This is a genomic window from Pseudomonas sp. SST3 (assembly GCF_003325755.1).
Genome location: NZ_QORI02000004.1, coordinates 246545 through 263987 on the forward strand (window position 1 = coordinate 246545; position 17443 = coordinate 263987).

The following is a 17443-nucleotide window of genomic DNA, read 5'->3' on the forward strand; positions in this document are numbered from 1 at the left end:
CCGTGCCGTGATGATTCAGGGTCTAGGGTAGCGGGCCTGACGCTCGAGATCGTCCAGGTCGATGTGGTTGCGCATGTACTGCTGGCTGGCGTCCACCCAGGGCTGATGATCCCAGCTGGTCAGCTTGCCCAGGCTCAGCGCTTCGCTGACCAGACGCCGCCGGCGCTGGCTGGCAAGCACCTGGTCATGGATCGCCCGCATGTCCCAACGTTGCCGCGCTTCGGTCAGAAAGGCTTCGGCGAGCGCCTGGTGATCGGCCGAACCGACAAGGTTCTCGCGCTCCAGCGGGTCGTTGACCAAATCGAACAGCAGGCACGGATCCTGTTCCGAATAGATGAATTTGTAGGCCCCGCGGCGGATCATCATCAGAGGGCTGGTGGTGCCTTCGGCCATGTACTCGCCGATCACTTCGTCATGGCCTTCGTGGCCGGTCAGGTGCGGCAGCAGCGAGCGGCCATCGAGCGGCAGGTTGGCCTCCAGCGTGCCGCCGGCCAGCTCGACCAGGGTCGGCAGCAGGTCGGCGGTCGATACCGAGGCGCTGACGCGGGCCGGATCGATGCCGGGTGCGTGGATGATCAGCGGCACACGAGCCGCCATTTCGAACCAATGCATCTTGTACCAGAGCCCGCGCTCGCCCAGCTGGTCGCCGTGGTCGCCGGAAAACACCACGATGGTGTCTTCGGCCAGACCGCACGCTTCAAGCGTCTTCAACAGCTTGCCGACGTTGTCATCGATATAGCTGCACGCGCCGAAGTAGGCGCGCCTGGCATCCTTGATTTTCTGTTCGGGTAGTGACTTGCCCCACAAGTCGATGACCTTTAGCAGGCGCTGCGAGTGGGGGTCCTGTTCATCCTGGGCGATATCCTGGCGCGGCAGCGGGATGTCTTCGTCCCGGTAACGGTTCCAGTACTCCTCGGGGATGGTGTAGGGATCGTGAGGGTGGGTCATCGACACCGTCAGGCAGAACGGCTTGCCATCTTCCGCGCGAACGAAGTCGTAGAGGTACTGTTGCGCCTTGAATACCACCTCCTCATCGAAATCCATCTGGTTGGTGCGCACGCTGGGCCCTGCCTGCAGCACCGAAGACATGTTGTGGTACCAGCTCAGGCGTACGTCCGGTTCGTCCCAGTTCACCGCCCAGCCGTAATCGGCCGGGTAGATATCACTGGTCAGCCGCTCCTCGTAGCCATGCAGCTGGTCCGGTCCGCAGAAGTGCATCTTGCCGGACAGTGCAGTGTGGTAACCGAGCCGGCGCAGGTAGTGCGCGTAGGTCGGCACATCGGCAGGAAAGTCGGCGGCATTGTCGTAGGCGCCGATCCTGCTGGGCAGCTGGCCACTGACGAGAGTGAAGCGCGACGGCGCGCAGAGCGGGCTATTGCAGTATGCCGAGTCGAACACCACGCCTTCGGCCGCCAGACGCGAAAGGTTCGGCAATTTGATTGGCGATGCCGGGTCATGCATCGGCAGGATTGGCGCGGCCATCTGATCGGCCATGATGAACAGTATGTTTGGGCGCTTCATATCCGAGTGGTCCATGTCTGTTTTTTATGCGAGATTGCTTCGAACACAGTCTGGACCCTGAAACGCTGCGGTAAACCCGGCTGCAGGATATGCCTAGGATAAGTACAGCTAATGCGTAATCAGATCGACAAAATCTCCCTTGATGCGCTACGGGTATTCGAATCCGCCGCTCGCCTGCAGAGCTTCACCGCCGCAGCGCTGGAACTGGGGAGCACGCAACCGGCGATCAGTCAGCAGATTAAGCGTCTGGAGCACCAGCTGGCGGCCCGTCTGTTCGACCGTGTCTACCGCGGCATCGTCCTCACCGAGGCCGGCGAGCTGCTACTGGGCTATGTCCAGCAAGGTCTGGGCACGCTCGACGCCGGCATCGCCGCGGTCACTGCAAAGCAGCAGCATGAGGTGCTCCAGGTCGCCACCGACTTCGCCTTCGCCGCGTACTGGCTGATGCCGCGTCTGGAGCGCTTCCATCAACTTCATCCCGAGGTGGATGTCAGCCTGGTGACCAGCGAGCGCGGCTTGGGTGCGCTGCCATCGGAGACCGACGTGGCCATCGTCTTCGGCGACGGTCGCTCCAAACATGGCGAGGCGCACCTGCTGTTTCACGAAGAGGTCTATCCGGTCTGCAGTCCGCGGTTGCTCAAGGAGCAGACCGCGCCGCTGTCGCCGACCGCACTGGCGCGGCTGCCGCTGCTGCATTTGCGCCCGGAGAGCCGCTCGCGCTGGCTCGACTGGAGCAGCCTGTTTCGCGCGCTGGGGATCGCCGAGACACCCGGCTCGGGCATGTTGCGCTTCGACAATTACACACTATTGATTCAGGCGGCAATCGCCGGCCAGGGCGTCGCCATCGGTTGGCGCCATCTGGTCGATGATCTGATAGCCCAAGGCCTGCTTTGCCGCGTTTGCACGACAAGCGTGAAAACCGAGTTCGGCTATTACGTGGTGCTTCCTGAACGGAAACGGCGCCAGCGCCTGATCGGCACCTTCGTGACCTGGCTCCAGACCGAGCTGGCCGACAACCAGCCTTGAACCTCGAAATTCAGCGGTCAACCACCCGTCGGAACCGCACCGAGCAAGCCCCGATACGCTGCCCGAAACGCAGCGAATCTGCACCATCGGAGTGCTTTGCTCGCTAAAACGCACTATCGCAAGGCAAATGCGCTTTGCTAGAGTCGGCGGCCCTATCATTTTTTCATGACCGCTAATCGCGGTAATCGAGGCCTTTTAAATGACTGAAACCGTCAATGCGTTTCTCTCCCGACTAAAGCAGCGCGATCCACACCAGCCGGAATTTCATCAGGCGGTCGAAGAGGTTCTCGGCAGCCTCTGGCCTTTTCTGGAAGCGAACCCCAAGTACCAGCAGGCCGGCATCCTGGAGCGCATCGTAGAGCCGGAACGGGCCATCATGTTCCGTGTTCCATGGGTCGATGATCGCGGCCAGGTACAGGTCAATCGCGGGTTCCGCATTCAAATGAACAGCGCCATCGGCCCCTACAAAGGCGGTCTGCGCTTCCATCCTTCAGTCAATGTGGGTGTGCTTAAGTTCCTCGCCTTCGAGCAGGTCTTCAAGAATTCCCTCACCTCGCTGCCCATGGGCGGCGGCAAAGGCGGCTCGGACTTCAACCCCAAAGGCAAGAGCGACAGCGAAGTGATGCGCTTCTGCCAATCGTTCATGAGCGAGATGTTCCGCCACATCGGAGCGGACGTCGATGTACCGGCTGGCGACATCGGGGTCGGCGCGCGCGAGATCGGCTACCTGTTCGGGCAGTACAAACGCCTGTCCAACCAGTTCACCTCAGTGCTCACCGGCAAGGGCCTGTCGTACGGCGGCAGCCTGATCCGCCCGGAGGCCACCGGCTTCGGTTGCGTGTATTTCGCCGAGGAAATGCTCAAGAGCACCCACAGCAGTTTCGACGGCAAGCGAGTCGCCATATCCGGTTCAGGCAACGTCGCCCAGTATGCCGCGCAGAAGGTCATGGAGCTCGGCGGCAAGGTGATTTCCCTGTCCGATTCCGGCGGCACCCTGCACTTCCCAGACGGCTTGACCGAAGAGCAATGGGCTTACCTGATGGATCTCAAGAACGTTCGACGCGGTCGGCTCGAGGAAATGGCCGCGCATTTCGGCATCGCCCACTTGGCGGAACAGCGTCCATGGAACCTGCCCTGCGAGATCGCCCTGCCTTGCGCTACGCAGAACGAGCTCGACGGCGAGGATGCCCGCAGCCTGCTGAACAACGGCTGCGTCTGCGTGGCCGAAGGGGCCAACATGCCCTCGACGCTCGAAGCGGTTGATCTATTCCTCGAGGCGGGCATTCTCTTCGCGCCGGGCAAAGCCTCCAATGCTGGCGGTGTCGCCTGTAGCGGCCTGGAAATGAGCCAGAACGCCATGCGCATGCATTGGACCGCCGGCGAAGTGGATACCAAGCTGCACAGCATCATGCAATCGATCCACCATGCTTGCGTGTCTTATGGCGAAGAAAACGGCCGCACCAACTACGTGAAGGGTGCCAACATCGCCGGCTTCGTCAAGGTCGCCGATGCGATGCTGGCGCAGGGCGTCGTGTAAAAGAGCGGCAAGCTTTTTCAAGCCGAAAGCTTCACGAAAAAGCCCCCCGCCGGGTCGTCCGGTGGGGGCTCTTTTTTGGAAACCGAGAGCGGAAATCGTAGGTGGGCCGGGCGGCGCTCTGCCGAATCCGCCGAGCAAGCGTTCGGCCTGAGCCGTCACTGGTGGGCTGAAGCCCACCCTACATTACTGCCCCTGCTCTGCTGTTTGGTGAGCTGAAGCGGAGCGCCGTCGGCCCAGCCCGCCTGATCTACCAATAATTTTCCACGGCCACCTGCCCGGGCCGCCGGGTCAGGCTCAGGTTGAGATCGCGCGCCTTGAGGATGGTGCGGGTGTCCTCGATCATCTGCGGATTGCCGCAGAGCATGATCCGCGAGTGCTCAGGCTCCAGTTGCAGATCGGCGGCACGCTCCAGTTCGCCGTTGTCGATCAGCGTGGTGACACGGCCATGCAGCGCGCCGGGCATTTGCTCGCGGGTCACCACCGGCAGATAGGTCAGCTTGGAGCCGAGCCCTTCCAGATAATCACGCTGCGGCAGCTCGCGGATCAGGTCCTGATACGCCAGCTCGGACGCGGTACGCGCACTGTAGACCAGCACGATCCGCTCGAATCGCTGCCAGACCTCGAAGTCCTGCAAAATCGAAAGAAACGGTGCAAGACCGGTACCTGTGCCCAGTAGCCACAGGTCGCGGCCATCGATGAAGCGATCCAGGGTAAGAAAGCCGAACGCCTGCTTGTCCACCAGCAGTTCATCGCCGGGCTTCAGGCGGCTCAGTTCACTGGTGAACTCGCCATCCGGCACCACGATGGAGAAGAAATCGAGAAACTCATCATGGGGCGCCGACACCATCGAATAGGCGCGCCAGACGATGCAACCACTGGCTTTGCGCACACCGAGGCGAGCGAACTGCCCGGCGGTGAAGCGGAAACCGGGGTCGCGGGTCGTGCGTAACGTGAATAACGTGGGGGTCAGCGTCTGCACCTCGAGCAGACGCTGACGGGTGAACTTCTCTTCGCTGACGGTCATACTTCGCTCCCTCCCAAACATGGACACTCCGGGTACCCAGACCGTGGAAAAACGTAGGCGAGGCAGGCAAGACAAGGCAGAACAGCCGAGAAGCGGACCGCGCTCGGGCTCGAGGTCAGGCGTTCTAGATGAGCCTGACTCTCTTCTTCGCCCTACGGGCCGTGCTGAAGCGCGTTAGCCGCAAGCGGCTTGCTGAGGCTGTTCTTAACGCAGTATTGGCAACGCAGGTAGTTTTTCCACGGCCTAAGCCCTTGATACTCCTTTCCGACGCAGATAAACACCGCCAGTTCTTATGCCTATTCTCGAAACCGCCTACGCCCACCTCGATCTGATCCGCCAGCCGGAACAGCCCAACGAACCCTTGCAGGCGTTCGATGCAGCTGACGAATACCTGTTGGCGCAGCTTCATGAGCAAGGCTTGCCGGCGTCGATGCGGCTGCTGGCCCTCAACGACAGCTTCGGCGCGCTGGCCTGCTCGCTGGCGCAGCACGCCCATGTCACCAGCAGCGGCGATTCCCACCTGGCGCATCTGGCGCTTGAAAAGAACCTGCAGCGCAATGCACTCCTCAGTGACGCCGTGACCTTCGTTCCGGCCAGCGAAGTCGCGCAGGGCCCGTTCGACCGGGTGCTGATACGCGTGCCCAAGACCCTTGCCCTGTTGGAAGAGCAGCTGATCCGCCTGCATGGTCAACTGGCGCCGGGTGCCCAGGTGATCGCCGCCGCGATGATCAAGCATCTACCGCGGGCGGCGGGCGACTTGCTGGAGAAGTACATCGGCCCGGTGCAGGCATCGCTCGCCGTAAAGAAGGCACGTCTGCTGACCGCTACGCCAGTAGAAAAGCCAGCATCCCGCTCGCCCTACCCGACCCGCTACCGCCTCGATCAGCCGGGTCTGGAATTGATCAATCACGCCAATCTGTTCTGCCGGGAAGACCTCGACATCGGCACCCGCGCCTTTCTCCCGAATCTGCCCAAGGCGCTCGGCAACCTGCGCGTAGCCGACCTGGGCTGCGGTAACGGCGTGCTCGGTATCGTCTATGCGCTGGGCAATCCGCAGGCCGAGCTGACGCTGGTGGATGAAAGCTACATGGCGGTGCAGTCGGCGCGCGAGAACTGGCAGGCGATCCACGGAGAGCGTCCCGTCGATATCCGTGCCGGTGATGGGCTGGCCGAGCAGCCGATGGATTCGCTGGATCTGGTGCTGTGCAATCCGCCCTTCCACCAGCAGCAGGTTGTGGGTGATTTTCTCGCCTGGCGGATGTTCACCCAGGCCAAGACAGCGCTGGCCAAGGGCGGCGAGCTGTGGATCGTCGGCAACCGTCACCTCGGCTATCACCTCAAGCTCAAACGCCTGTTCGGCAAGGTCGAACAGGTCGCGGCGACGCCCAAGTTCGTCATCCTGCGGGCGATCAAGCCGTGAGCGAAACACCGGTCCGGCTGAGCATCCAGCAATTTGCCGCGCGAACCGGCCTGTCTGCCGACACCCTGCGCTACTACGAAAAAATCAGCCTGCTGCGCCATGTCGCTCGGGACGCCAGCGGCTTTCGGGTCTACGGCCCGCGCGACCTTGAGTGGGTCGGCTTCATCCTCCGCCTGAAGGACACTGGCATGGCGCTGGAGGACATCACCCGATATGCCGACTTGCGCGAACAGGGCGACGCGACGCTCGCGCAGCGCCAGGCCCTGCTCGAAGCGCACGCCGCCAAGCTGCAGGCGCGCCTTGAGCGCGACCGCGAGCACCTTGATGCATTGCAGGCGAAAATTGAACTGTATCGCCAGCAAACAACCGCTTGACCTGGAGTCCACTCCAACCCGCAGGTTCGTCCTCTACCCAATCGAGAGGAACGCTCCATGTCTGCATCGACCCGCTACACCGAAGGCCTAGCCAAGCTCGAGCAGATCGACGGCGAGGCCGGCCGAAAGGTCATCGACAGCCTGCAAGCCATCGCCCCGGATCTCGCCCGTTACGTCATCGAGTTTCCCTTCGGCGATATCTATCAGCGCCCCGGCCTCGATTTGCCACAGCGGGAGCTGGCCACAGTCGCGGGGTTGACGGCACTCGGACATTGCCAACCGCAGCTGGCGGTGCATATCCATGGCGCGTTGAATGTCGGTTGCAAGCCTGAGCAAGTGGTTGAGGTCATCATTCAGATGGCGGTCTATGCCGGTTTCCCGGCTGCGCTGAACGGCATGGCGACCGCCAAGGCCGTGTTTGCCGAGCGCGGTGTACTGCCTGGCTCACCGGGCGACGGCTGAACAGCTGGCAACGTGGGTTGGGCGTTCAGCTTTAGCATTTTCAGCAACATCGGCCATGTTGGTGGGCTAAAGCCCACCCTACAGGGGAAACCCGGTGCCTGATTTCGTACGTAGGGTGGGCTGCAGTGCGTAGGGTGGGCTTCAGCCCACCAGCGACACTAGAGACACAACGTTTCGCACCATCGCTGGCTGAGGCGCAACGCTGCCCGGCCCACCCTACCAAGCGGCGCGATTGAATCGGCGCGAACAACGAACGCAGCGGTCAAACGCTAGCCTCGCGTGCGTTGGCTGCGTGCTAATCTGCCCGGCCCTGCCGTGTTTGCGCCTGCCTGATGTCGACCCACGCCAAACTCCTGCTGAGCCACCAGCGCCCTTTCATCAAGTTCTGGTTCGCTCGCGTTTTCACCGCCAGCGGCTTCCAGATGCTGGCCGTTGCTATTGGCTGGCACATGTATGAGCTGACCGGCAGCGTGCTCGACCTCGGCCTGGTGGGCCTGGCCGAGTTCTTTCCGCGCCTGCTGTTCATTCTCTGGACCGGTCATGTCGCTGACCGCTTCGATCGGCGCCGTGTCGCGGCGCTGTGTCAGGGCTTGCAAGGGCTGATCGCCCTGTCGCTGGTGCTCGGGGCCGGCGGGCTGGGTGTGACGCGGGAGATGATCTTCGTGCTCGCGTTCCTGCTGGGCACCGCGCGGGCGTTCGAAGGCCCGGCCACCCAGGCGCTATTGCCGAGCCTGGTTCCCACACAACTGTTCCCGGCAGCTGTAGCGGCCTCATCTTCGGCCATGCAGACGGCCACGATCGTCGCACCTGCGCTTGGCGGTCTGTTGTTCGCCATCGGTCCGCTGTGGGTGTATGGGCCGGTAGCGCTGCTGTTCGCCTTTGCCTGTTGTTTGATGCTGAGCCTGCCGAAGCGTCCCGCGCCGCCAAAGCAAACCGGTCCGGCAATGGACAATCTGCTCGCCGGCATGCGCTTCATTCGCAGCCGTCCGGACATCTTCGGCGCCATTTCACTGGACATGTTTGCCGTGCTGCTCGGCGGTGCCACAGCGCTGTTGCCGGTGTTCGCCAAGGACATTCTGCTCACCGGGCCGTGGGGCCTCGGGCTGCTGCGCTCAGCACCGGCGGTGGGTGCGCTATTGATGTCCTTCTGGCTGGCGCGTTACCCGATAAACCGCCAAGTCGGGCGGGTCATGTTCGCGGCTGTCGGAGTGTTCGGCCTGGCGACCATCGCCTTCGGGCTGTCGACCTCGTTCTGGCTGTCGTTGGGCGTACTGGTGGTGCTCGGCGCAGCGGACATGATCAGCATGGTGATCCGCGGCGCCTTTGTGCAGCTGGAAACGCCGGACGCGATGCGCGGGCGGGTCAGTGCGGTCAATGGGTTGTTCATTGGCGCATCCAATCAGCTCGGCGAATTCGAGTCTGGCCTGACGGCTCACTGGTTCGGCACGGTGCCGGCTGTGGTGATCGGCGGGGTTGGTACGCTGATCGTTACCGGCGTCTGGATGAAGCTGTTCCCAACCTTGACCAATCGGGACCAATTGCATCGAGATCTGGATTAGGTGGAAAAGACGCTTCGCAGTCTTCCCTACAACCGTAACCGGTCAACCGTAGGGAGGAAAACGGCGAAGCCTTTCGCCGTCCCGCCTCTTACAACAGCTTATCCATGGTGATTGGCAAATCTCGCACCCGCTTGCCGGTGGCGTGATAGATCGCGTTGGCGACCGCTGCAGCGACACCGACGATGCCAATCTCGCCGACGCCCTTGGAGCCGAGCGCGTTAACGATCTCGTCCTTCTCCTCGACGAAAATCACGTCGATCTCGCCGATATCGGCGTTTACCGGGACGTGATATTCGGACAGGTTGTGGTTCATGTAACGACCTAATGCGTGGTCATCATGGTTTCCTCATGCAGGGCCTGGCCGATGCCCCACACCACCCCACCGACGATCTGGTTGCCGGCGGTCTTGGGATTGACTACCCGCCCGGCGGCCACGGCGCTCACCGCCCGGCTGACCTTGACCGTGCCCAGGTTCTCATCGACCCGTACTTCGATGAACACCGCCGAGTGCGTGGCGGTTGAATAGGCATTGCGCTTCTCGCCGGGCTTGACGCTCACCTCAGCCTCGAGCACGCCGCTGACGGCGACAATCTGTTCGATCTCAACGCTGTGCGCGGGCGAGGCCTTCATCCGCATCTGGCCTTCGACAAATTCGACATCGTCGAGCTTGGCCCCGGTAAATGGTGACACCGGCGACTGCTGCGCCGCATCGAGGATCTTCTGCCGCAACCCTTCGCAAGCTTGCTGCACCGCGCTGCCGACCGACGACACGGTCGCCGACCCGCCTTCCAGAGGCGCCTGGGAGAGGTTGGAATCGCCCAGGCGGAACTCGACACGCTCCAGCGGCAGGCCCATCGCCGCCGCAGCAATCTGGGTCATCACCGTGTAGGTACCGGTGCCGATGTCGGCGGTGGCGCTGCTGACTACCAGCCGACCATCCGGCCCCATGCAGGCCTTGGCGCTGGCCGGCATCTGAATCGCCTCCCAGACGCCGGTGGCCATGCCCCAGCCGATCAGCTGATTGCCGTCGCGCATGCTGCGTGGCTCCATAGAGCGGCGCGACCAACCGAAACGCTCGGCGCCCTGCTCGTAGCACTGGCGCAGCTCCTTGCTGGAGTAAGGCTTGTCCGCGTTGCCGTTGCGCTCGGCATAGTTGGTCAGCCGCAAGGCTAGCGGGTCGACGGCCGCAGCATAGGCCAGCTCATCCATGGCGCATTCCAATGCGTACACACCGATGGCCGCACCCGGTGCACGCATGTCCAGCGGGGTGTAAACGTCCAGCGGCACCAGCTGATAATCCAGCCGCACATTGGGGCACCGATAGAGCATGCCGGACCACTCGACCTCATGCTCAGTGAAATCCTCGAAGCTCGAGGTCTGGCCAATCGCCTGATGCGTCAGGGCTTCCAGTTGGCCATTGGGTGCCGCGCCGAGTGAGATCCGCTGCAGACTGCGCGGCCGATAGCCGAAGGTGAACATCTGCTGTCGCTTGAGCGCCACGCGCACCGAACGCTGCAGTTTCAGCGCCGCCATCACGGCGAGGGGCAGCTGATACTGCGGGCGCAGCCCGGAGCCGAAAGCGCCGCCAACGAAAGGTGAAATGACGCGGATCCGGCCCTCCATGCCGAACACTTCCTCCAGATAACGCATGCAGTTCTGCACGCCCTGAGTCTTGTCGTAGACCTCCAGGTTGCCTTCCGGAAAATAGTGGACGGTGGAGGCATGCGGCTCCATCGGGTTGTGGTGCTCGACCGGCGTGGTGTATTCGAGATCAAGCCGGAGCATCGCGCCACGCAATGCAGCCTCCACGTCGCCACGGGCCGGGGGCAGCTCGGCCGGCGCTTTGTGCATGGTTTCCAGCTCGCTGAGCAGGTCGGTCCGGTGCGGCTCGCACTCGTATTCCACGCGCACCAGGCTGCCGGCATAACGGGCCAGTTCAAGGTTCTCAGCGACCACCAGCGCAACCGGCTGGCCGCTGTAAAGGATGCGATCGTTGTACAACGGTCGAAACGGGGAACCCTCGGCGGCATCATCGTCCTCGTAAGGTTCGTCGTAACTGGCGATCGGCGGGCGGTTCTGGTGAGTCAGCACCAGCTCGACGCCAGGCACCGTCTCGGCCGCGCTGGCATCGATGCTAAGGATCCTGCCCCGGGCAATGCTGCTATTGACTACGCTGCCGTAGAGCAGACCGGGCACCTGGAATTCTGCAGCGTACTGCGCCTTACCTGTGACCTTGAGCGGGCCGTCGACGCGATCGATGGGCTGGCCGAAGGGAGAAGAGGCAGGTTTCATCAGGCGGCTCCTTTGGCGGCATCGGTCAGGGCACGCACAATGGTGCGCCGGCCCAGTTCGATCTTGAAAGTGTTGTGTTCGAAGCCGCTGGCGCCCTCTAGCAGGATCTCAGCAGCGGCTGTGAATGCGGCCTCGTCAGCAGATTTGCCGACCAGCGCCGCCTCCGCTTCGGCCTTGCGCCACGGTTTGTGCGCCACACCACCCATGGCGATGCGGGCGTTGTGGATGCCGGTGCCGCTCATCTCCAACGCTGCCGCCACCGAGACCAGGGCGAAAGCATAGGAAGCGCGGTCGCGCACCTTGAGGTAGCTGCAGTTCGTAGCAAAACCCTGCGCCGGCAGCTCGACCGCGGTGATCAGCTCGCCGTCGGCCAGCATGTTGTCACGGTCTGGTGTGTCGCCCGGCAAGCGATGGAAGTCGGCGAAGGATATCCGCCGCTCGCCGTGCGGCCCTTGCAGCTGCACCACGGCTTCCAATGCGGCCAGGGCTACGCACATGTCAGATGGATGCACAGCGATGCACGCCTCGCTGTGCCCGAGAACCGCGTGGATACGGTTGAGGCCATCGCGCGCCGAGCAACCACTGCCGGGCTCACGCTTGTTGCATGGCGTGGTGCTGTCGTAGAAGTAGTAGCAACGGGTGCGCTGCAACAGGTTGCCGCCCGTGGTGGCCATGTTACGCAGCTGTGGCGAGGCGCCTGCGAGAATCGCCTGGGACAGCAATGGATAGCGTTGTTGCACCAGCGGATGCCAAGCCAGATCCGAGTTGCTCACCAGCGCACCGATACGTAGTCCGCCGCCCTCCGTCTCCTCGATGTCGGCCATCGGCAGACGCGTAATGTCGATCAGCTGCGCCGGGCGGGTGACGTTTTCTTTCATCAGGTCGAGCAGATTGGTGCCGCCCGCAATATATCGGCTGTTCGGCCGGTACAGGCCGATGGCTTCGTCGATGGCCGCTGGTCGTGCGTAGCTGAACGGGTTCACGGCTTCACCTCCCGCACGGCGGTGAGGCGGTCGCGCGTCTGCGGTATCGCTTCTTCGATTGCTGCGAGGATGTTCGGATAGGCGCCGCAGCGGCAGAGGTTGCCACTCATTTGTTCGCGCAGATCGTCGCGGGTCTGCGCGTGACCTTCAGCCACCAGGCCGACCGCCGAGCAGATCTGCCCCGGCGTGCAATAACCGCATTGGAAGGCGTCGTGACTGACGAAGGCGGCCTGCATCGGATGCAGCTCCTCGCCTTGGGCAAGTCCCTCGATGGTCGTCAGCCGAGCGCCGTCGTGCATGATCGCCAGGGTCAGGCATGAGTTGATCCGCTTGCCATTGAGCAATACCGTGCAAGCGCCACATTGGCCGTGGTCGCAACCTTTCTTGGTGCCAGTCAGATGCAGTTGCTCGCGTAGCAGATCGAGCAGCGTGGTCCAGGGATATACCTCAACCTGGCGGCTCTGGCCGTTCAACTCAAGGGTTATCGGGCAGGCGGCGGCACCTGCAGGAGAGGATGTTTCGCTCATGGCAGCCTCACGGTTTTGGGGGCCGTCCGGCACCTGTTCTGCGCAGGCTCGCCGACGACCTCAGGCATTGGGTGCGCTGTCCGTGCGTCTAGGGGTACGACTGCCCAAGCGGGAAGATTGTTCAGCCGGGCCATGAGTCGCCAAGGGCGAGATAGGCAGGAGGCCCCATGACAGGTACCGCTGTCCAACCGCCGCCCGGCAGGCATATGTGGAGCGTGCTAATCAGGAAGTCAAGCGCCATGCAACCATCGCATGCGGCCCGGCATTGGCTCTTCAGCCTGGGCGGCGGTCTCCTGGACGGTCGATATCCTGCAGTACGCCAGGGTCGTCCAGCTCGATTTCAATCACCTGCGAATCGACGAACAGCCCTTGAGCCCCTCTGTCGTCGCCCAGCATCAGTAGCTGATCGAGGTAGTGAGCGCCGATCCCGCGTGGATGGCCGCGCTGGCCCCGGTAGGTTGGCACCACCAATCGCTGCGGCTGGATGGCAGCAGCGATGCGAGCGATGCTTTCGCGCCGCACGTAGGGCATATCACCCAGCGCCACGAGCCAGCCGCGGCGAGCCGATCGATGAGCCACAGCCTGCGCTAGGCTATGACCGAGGCCGTTGCTGCGCACCGACAGGATCTCGGCACCCAGACCCTCACCGATTTGATTCAGCCAGGCCAGCAACCGCTGGTTGTCGTCGCGGGCCACGACCAGCAGCCATTCGGCGACGCCGCTCAGTGCGCTCAACGTCTCGGCCAATACTGGCGACGCATCGGGTGCGTCGGTACTGGGCGAGAGCAGCTTGTCCTCATCGCGGTGCTCGCGATAACGGCTCCCCTGTCCCGCAGCGAGGACGACGGCGCACACCCCCTCGATCGAATCAGGCACAACGCCGCGCCGCCGCGGCCTGCTCGCGCTGCGCGCCATTCTTGATCGCCACCACCTGCGCCATCAGCGACAGCGCGATCTCGGCCGGCGTGCGACTGCCGATGGGCAAGCCGATGGGCCCGTGCAAGCGGTTCACTTCATGCTCGCCCAACCCCAGCGTCAATAGGCGCGACCTGCGCTTCTCGTTGTTGAGACGCGAGCCCAGCGCACCGATATAAAACGCCTCGGACCGCAGCGCGGTGAGCAGCGCCATGTCGTCCAGCCGTGGGTCATGGGTCAGCGCAACGATAGCGGTGTGCGAGTCCGGCTCGATGGTCACCACCGCATCGTCCGGCATGCCCGGCACGAAGCGTACGTCGGCGTCACGCCAGCCATGATCGTAGCCTTCACGGGGATCACAGATCAGCACTTCGAACCCGAGCCCAAGCGCGAGGTCGGTGGTATAGCGTGATAGCTGGCCGGCGCCAATCATCAATAGCCGCCAGGTTGGCCCGAAGGGTGCACGCAGGTTCGTGCCGTCGAACTGTAGACATTCACTGCGCCCGGCGGGGACCAGGCTGACGACGCCACTGGCCATGTCGAGACAGCGCACCAGCCGCTCATGACCGGCGCAGCGCTGCAGCAGTTCGTCGAGCCAGGTCACGTCGTGCAACGGCTCCTCCAGCAGGCGCAGGGTACCCCCACACGGCAGCCCGAAGCGCGCGGATTCTTCCTTGCTGACGCCATAGGTAATCAGCTCGCAGGCTTTGCCCCGGCTGGTGATGGCCTGGCGGCGGGCCAGCAGATCGTCTTCGATGCAGCCGCCGGACACCGACCCTTCCACCTGGCCATCGTCACGCAGCGCCAGCAGCGCACCTACCGGTCTCGGCGCGCTGCCCCAGGTTTCCAGGACGGTATAAAGCATCACCTCATGGCCATCGCGCAGCCAGTGGCGGGCACGGCGCAGCACCGCCAGATCCACACTGTCCATCTTTCCCTCATCGGTTTCGGTCGAAACGCCGATCAAACCGGCATGCCTTCAATGACTGACCGGAGTAGCGGTTAGTTCGCCGCCGCATGGATGCCTACCCACAGACGCCGGGCCGCCACGCCTGACGAAACCCGTCGGTCACACAACTGGAAATTCAACCCGATGCGGGGCCGGTGTAAGATGCGCGGCTTTTGTGCGCAACGCCCTGCTAGGCTTTGCTGTAGCAAGCGAATTGCCCCAAGAGGCAAAGATACCCAAACCGCCTGCCCTGACCGGGACACACGAGGATTGACCATGCTGGAGAAGCTGTTTCAACTCAAAGCGCACAACACCACGCTGCGCACCGAGATGCTTGCCGGTCTCACCACCTTCCTGACGATGGCCTACATCCTCTTCGTCAACCCGAGCATACTTGCCGAAACCGGCATGGATCACGGCGCGGTGTTCGTCGCTACCTGCCTGGCCGCCGCCATCGGCTCGGCGATCATGGGGCTCGTGGCCAACTACCCGATCGCCCTGGCACCGGGCATGGGGCTCAACGCCTTCTTCACCTACACCGTGGTGCTGACCATGGGCTACACGTGGCAGACCGCGCTGGGTGCGGTATTCCTCTCTGGTGTGATTTTCTTCCTGCTGTCGATCTTCAAGATCCGCGAATGGATCATTCACAGCATTCCGCTGGCGTTGCGCTCGGGCATCGCTGCGGGTATCGGCCTGTTCCTGGCGATCATCGCCCTGAAAAACGCCGGCATCGTTGTCGATAACCCGGCGACACTGGTCGGCCTCGGCGACCTGACCGCCGGCGGCCCGATGCTGGCCTGCCTGGGCTTCTTCCTGATCGCTGCGCTGGCCTACCGCAAGGTCACCGGCGCGGTGATGATCGGCATTCTGGTAGTGACCGGGCTGTCGATCCTGCTCGGCCTGTCTCAGCTCAACGGTGTCGTCTCGATGCCACCCTCGCTGATGCCGACCCTGATGCAACTGGACATCATGGGCGCGCTGGATATCGGCCTGCTTAGCGTGATCTTCGCCTTCCTGTTCGTCGATCTGTTCGACACCTCCGGCACGCTCATCGGCGTGGCGCAGAAGGCCAACCTGTTGGATAAGGACGGCAGGATGCCGCGCCTGGGCCGCGCCCTGCTCGCCGATAGCACCGCGACCATGGCCGGCGCCGCACTGGGTACCTCGACCACCACCAGCTACATCGAATCCGCTGCGGGTATCAGCGCTGGTGGGCGCACCGGCCTTACCGCCTGCGTGGTTGCGCTGCTGTTTCTGCTGAGCCTGTTCTTCGCACCGCTCGCTGGCGCCGTGCCCGCCTATGCCACGGCGCCAGCGTTGCTGTTCGTCGCCGTGCTGATGATGAGCAGCCTGGCCAACATAGACTGGGACGATCTCACCGTCGCCGCACCGGTGGCCATCGCCGCGCTGGCCATGCCGCTGACCTTCTCCATCGCCAACGGCATCGCCTTCGGCTTCATCGCCTGGACCGCGATCAAGCTGCTCGCCGGCCGCTGGCGCGAGCTGAGCCCGGCGATGTGGATTCTCTCGATCCTGTTTGTGGTCAAGCTGGGCTGGTTCGCCGGCTGACGCCCCGTAGGGTGGATGACGCTTTTCTCATCCACCTTCCGCGCGGTAACGGTGGATGGATGAAGCGTCATCACCCTACGATTTATCTGCCATTCCAAGAGTCTTCATGAGCGCTCCGCAATTCGACCCCGCCACTTACGATGCCCAACTCGCCGACAAGACCGCCCGGCTGGTCGAGCTGCTAGCGCCCTTCGATGCGCCGGCTCCAGAAGTCTTCGACTCCCCACGCGAGCATTACCGGCTGCGCACCGAGTTCCGCCTTTGGCGCGAGGACGGCCAGCGGCACTATGCGATGTTCGAGCAGGGGGACAAGCACACACCGATCCTGATCGACGACTTCCCCATCGCCAGCCGCCGCATCAACGAGCTGATGCCGCAGTTGAAAGCCGCGTGGCAGGCCTCGGAAACCCTGAGCTTCAAACTGTTCCAGGTCGAGTTCCTGACCACCTTGTCCGGTGATGCGCTGATTACCCTCGCCTACCACCGTCCGCTGAATGAAGCCTGGCAGGCCGAGGCCGAACTGCTTGCGGCCAGCCTCGGCGTCAGCATTATCGGGCGTTCCAAGGGCAAGCGCATCGTCATTGGCCGAGATTATGTAACCGAGCAACTGACGGTCGCCGGTCGCACCTTCAGCTATCGTCAGCCGGAAGGCGCCTTCACTCAACCCAACGGCGAAATCTGCCAGAAGATGCTGAACTGGGCTTACGACGTGCTGGGCGAACGCACCGACGACTTGCTCGAGCTCTACTGCGGTAACGGCAATTTCACCCTGCCGCTAGCGACCCGTGTGCGCAAGGCGCTTGCTACCGAGATCAGCAAATCCTCGGTGAGCGCGGCGCTGGCCAACCTCGACGATAATGGCGTCGACAACGTCAGGCTGGTGCGCCTGTCGGCGGAGGAGCTGACCCAGGCCCTCAACGAAGTGCGGCCGTTCCGCCGCCTGGCTGGCATTGACCTGAAGAGCTACGATTTCGGCAGCGTCTTCGTCGACCCACCCCGCGCAGGAATGGACCCGGACACCTGCGAACTGACCCGTCGCTTCGAGCGCATCCTCTATATCTCATGCAATCCTGAGACGCTGGCGGCCAACATCGCCCAGTTGCACGACACCCACCGCATCGAGCGCTGCGCCCTGTTCGATCAGTTTCCCTATACCCACCACATGGAATCCGGCGTGCTGTTGGTGCGGCGCAACTGAGCGATAATCCAGAGCCGATCGAGGCCTGATGTGAACGCTGCGCAGTAGCGCGAGCGGCGAGCATCGAGATGGTCGAGGTCGCGC

14 protein-coding genes and 1 pseudogene are annotated in these 17443 nt (G+C 63.1%); 8 read left to right on the plus strand and 7 right to left on the minus strand.

The window, feature by feature from the left end:
• Window positions 1-15 precede the first annotated feature (15 nt).
• Window positions 16-1521 carry a choline-sulfatase gene (gene betC, locus DQ405_RS06220; RefSeq protein ID WP_168423388.1) on the minus strand — a complete coding sequence of 502 codons (1506 nt, stop codon included), beginning with the start codon at window positions 1519-1521 and terminating at the stop codon, window positions 16-18.
• A gap of 111 nt (window positions 1522-1632) precedes the next feature.
• Here betC and DQ405_RS06225 point away from each other — a divergent pair, with 111 nt between their 5' ends.
• Together DQ405_RS06225 and gdhA are read left to right on the plus strand one after the other, a co-directional pair.
• On the plus strand, window positions 1633-2547 hold the full coding sequence (locus DQ405_RS06225; protein ID WP_168423389.1) for a choline sulfate utilization transcriptional regulator: 915 nt from the start codon (window positions 1633-1635) through the stop codon (window positions 2545-2547).
• Window positions 2548-2746: 199 nt separating this feature from the next.
• Complete coding sequence (gene gdhA / locus DQ405_RS06230) at window positions 2747-4084, plus strand: NADP-specific glutamate dehydrogenase (protein WP_168423390.1); 1338 nt, start codon at window positions 2747-2749, stop codon at window positions 4082-4084.
• Between the two features lie 247 nt (window positions 4085-4331).
• Here gdhA and DQ405_RS06235 read toward each other — a convergent pair whose 3' ends face one another.
• On the minus strand, window positions 4332-5108 hold the full coding sequence (locus DQ405_RS06235) for a ferredoxin--NADP reductase (RefSeq protein WP_168423391.1): 777 nt from the start codon (window positions 5106-5108) through the stop codon (window positions 4332-4334).
• A 292-nt stretch (window positions 5109-5400) separates the two neighbouring features.
• Here DQ405_RS06235 and DQ405_RS06240 point away from each other — a divergent pair, with 292 nt between their 5' ends.
• The 4 genes from DQ405_RS06240 (at window position 5401) to DQ405_RS06255 (ending at window position 8923) form a co-directional block, all read left to right on the plus strand.
• On the plus strand, window positions 5401-6528 hold the full coding sequence (locus tag DQ405_RS06240) for a methyltransferase (RefSeq protein ID WP_168423392.1): 1128 nt from the start codon (window positions 5401-5403) through the stop codon (window positions 6526-6528).
• Window positions 6525-6902 (plus strand): MerR family transcriptional regulator, encoded by a 378-nt coding sequence (locus DQ405_RS06245; protein WP_168423393.1) that lies wholly within the window; start codon window positions 6525-6527, stop codon window positions 6900-6902. The genes DQ405_RS06240 and DQ405_RS06245 overlap by 4 nt, the downstream gene beginning before the upstream one ends.
• A 57-nt stretch (window positions 6903-6959) precedes the next feature.
• The gene (locus tag DQ405_RS06250) at window positions 6960-7364 is read left to right on the plus strand and encodes a carboxymuconolactone decarboxylase family protein (protein ID WP_168423394.1); all 405 of its coding nucleotides are present in this window, start codon (window positions 6960-6962) and stop codon (window positions 7362-7364) included.
• A gap of 332 nt (window positions 7365-7696) precedes the next feature.
• On the plus strand, window positions 7697-8923 hold the full coding sequence (locus DQ405_RS06255) for an MFS transporter (RefSeq protein ID WP_168423395.1): 1227 nt from the start codon (window positions 7697-7699) through the stop codon (window positions 8921-8923).
• An 88-nt stretch (window positions 8924-9011) separates the two neighbouring features.
• On the opposite strand, the pseudogene DQ405_RS06260 reads toward DQ405_RS06255, so the two are convergent.
• The 5 genes and pseudogenes from DQ405_RS06260 to DQ405_RS06280 form a co-directional block, all read right to left on the minus strand.
• Window positions 9012-11215, minus strand: a pseudogene (locus DQ405_RS06260) (xanthine dehydrogenase family protein molybdopterin-binding subunit).
• Window positions 11215-12198 (minus strand): FAD binding domain-containing protein, encoded by a 984-nt coding sequence (locus DQ405_RS06265; RefSeq protein WP_168423396.1) that lies wholly within the window; start codon window positions 12196-12198, stop codon window positions 11215-11217. Before DQ405_RS06265 ends, DQ405_RS06260 begins: the two are co-directional and overlap by 1 nt.
• Complete coding sequence (locus DQ405_RS06270) at window positions 12195-12725, minus strand: (2Fe-2S)-binding protein (RefSeq protein WP_168423397.1); 531 nt, start codon at window positions 12723-12725, stop codon at window positions 12195-12197. The genes DQ405_RS06265 and DQ405_RS06270 overlap by 4 nt, the downstream gene beginning before the upstream one ends.
• A gap of 273 nt (window positions 12726-12998) precedes the next feature.
• A complete protein-coding gene (locus tag DQ405_RS06275) occupies window positions 12999-13640 on the minus strand; it encodes a nucleotidyltransferase family protein (RefSeq protein ID WP_168423398.1) in 642 nt (213 codons plus the stop codon).
• Complete coding sequence (locus tag DQ405_RS06280; protein WP_168423399.1) at window positions 13594-14571, minus strand: XdhC family protein; 978 nt, start codon at window positions 14569-14571, stop codon at window positions 13594-13596. The genes DQ405_RS06275 and DQ405_RS06280 overlap by 47 nt, the downstream gene beginning before the upstream one ends.
• 294 nt (window positions 14572-14865) lie before the next feature.
• Between DQ405_RS06280 and DQ405_RS06285 the strand changes: the two genes are divergently transcribed.
• Together DQ405_RS06285 and trmA are read left to right on the plus strand one after the other, a co-directional pair.
• Window positions 14866-16161, plus strand: coding sequence for an NCS2 family permease (locus DQ405_RS06285; RefSeq protein WP_168423400.1), 1296 nt, complete (start codon window positions 14866-14868; stop codon window positions 16159-16161).
• Window positions 16162-16267: 106 nt separating this feature from the next.
• On the plus strand, window positions 16268-17359 hold the full coding sequence (gene trmA, locus DQ405_RS06290; RefSeq protein ID WP_168423401.1) for a tRNA (uridine(54)-C5)-methyltransferase TrmA: 1092 nt from the start codon (window positions 16268-16270) through the stop codon (window positions 17357-17359).
• Window positions 17360-17443: the final 84 nt, after the last annotated feature.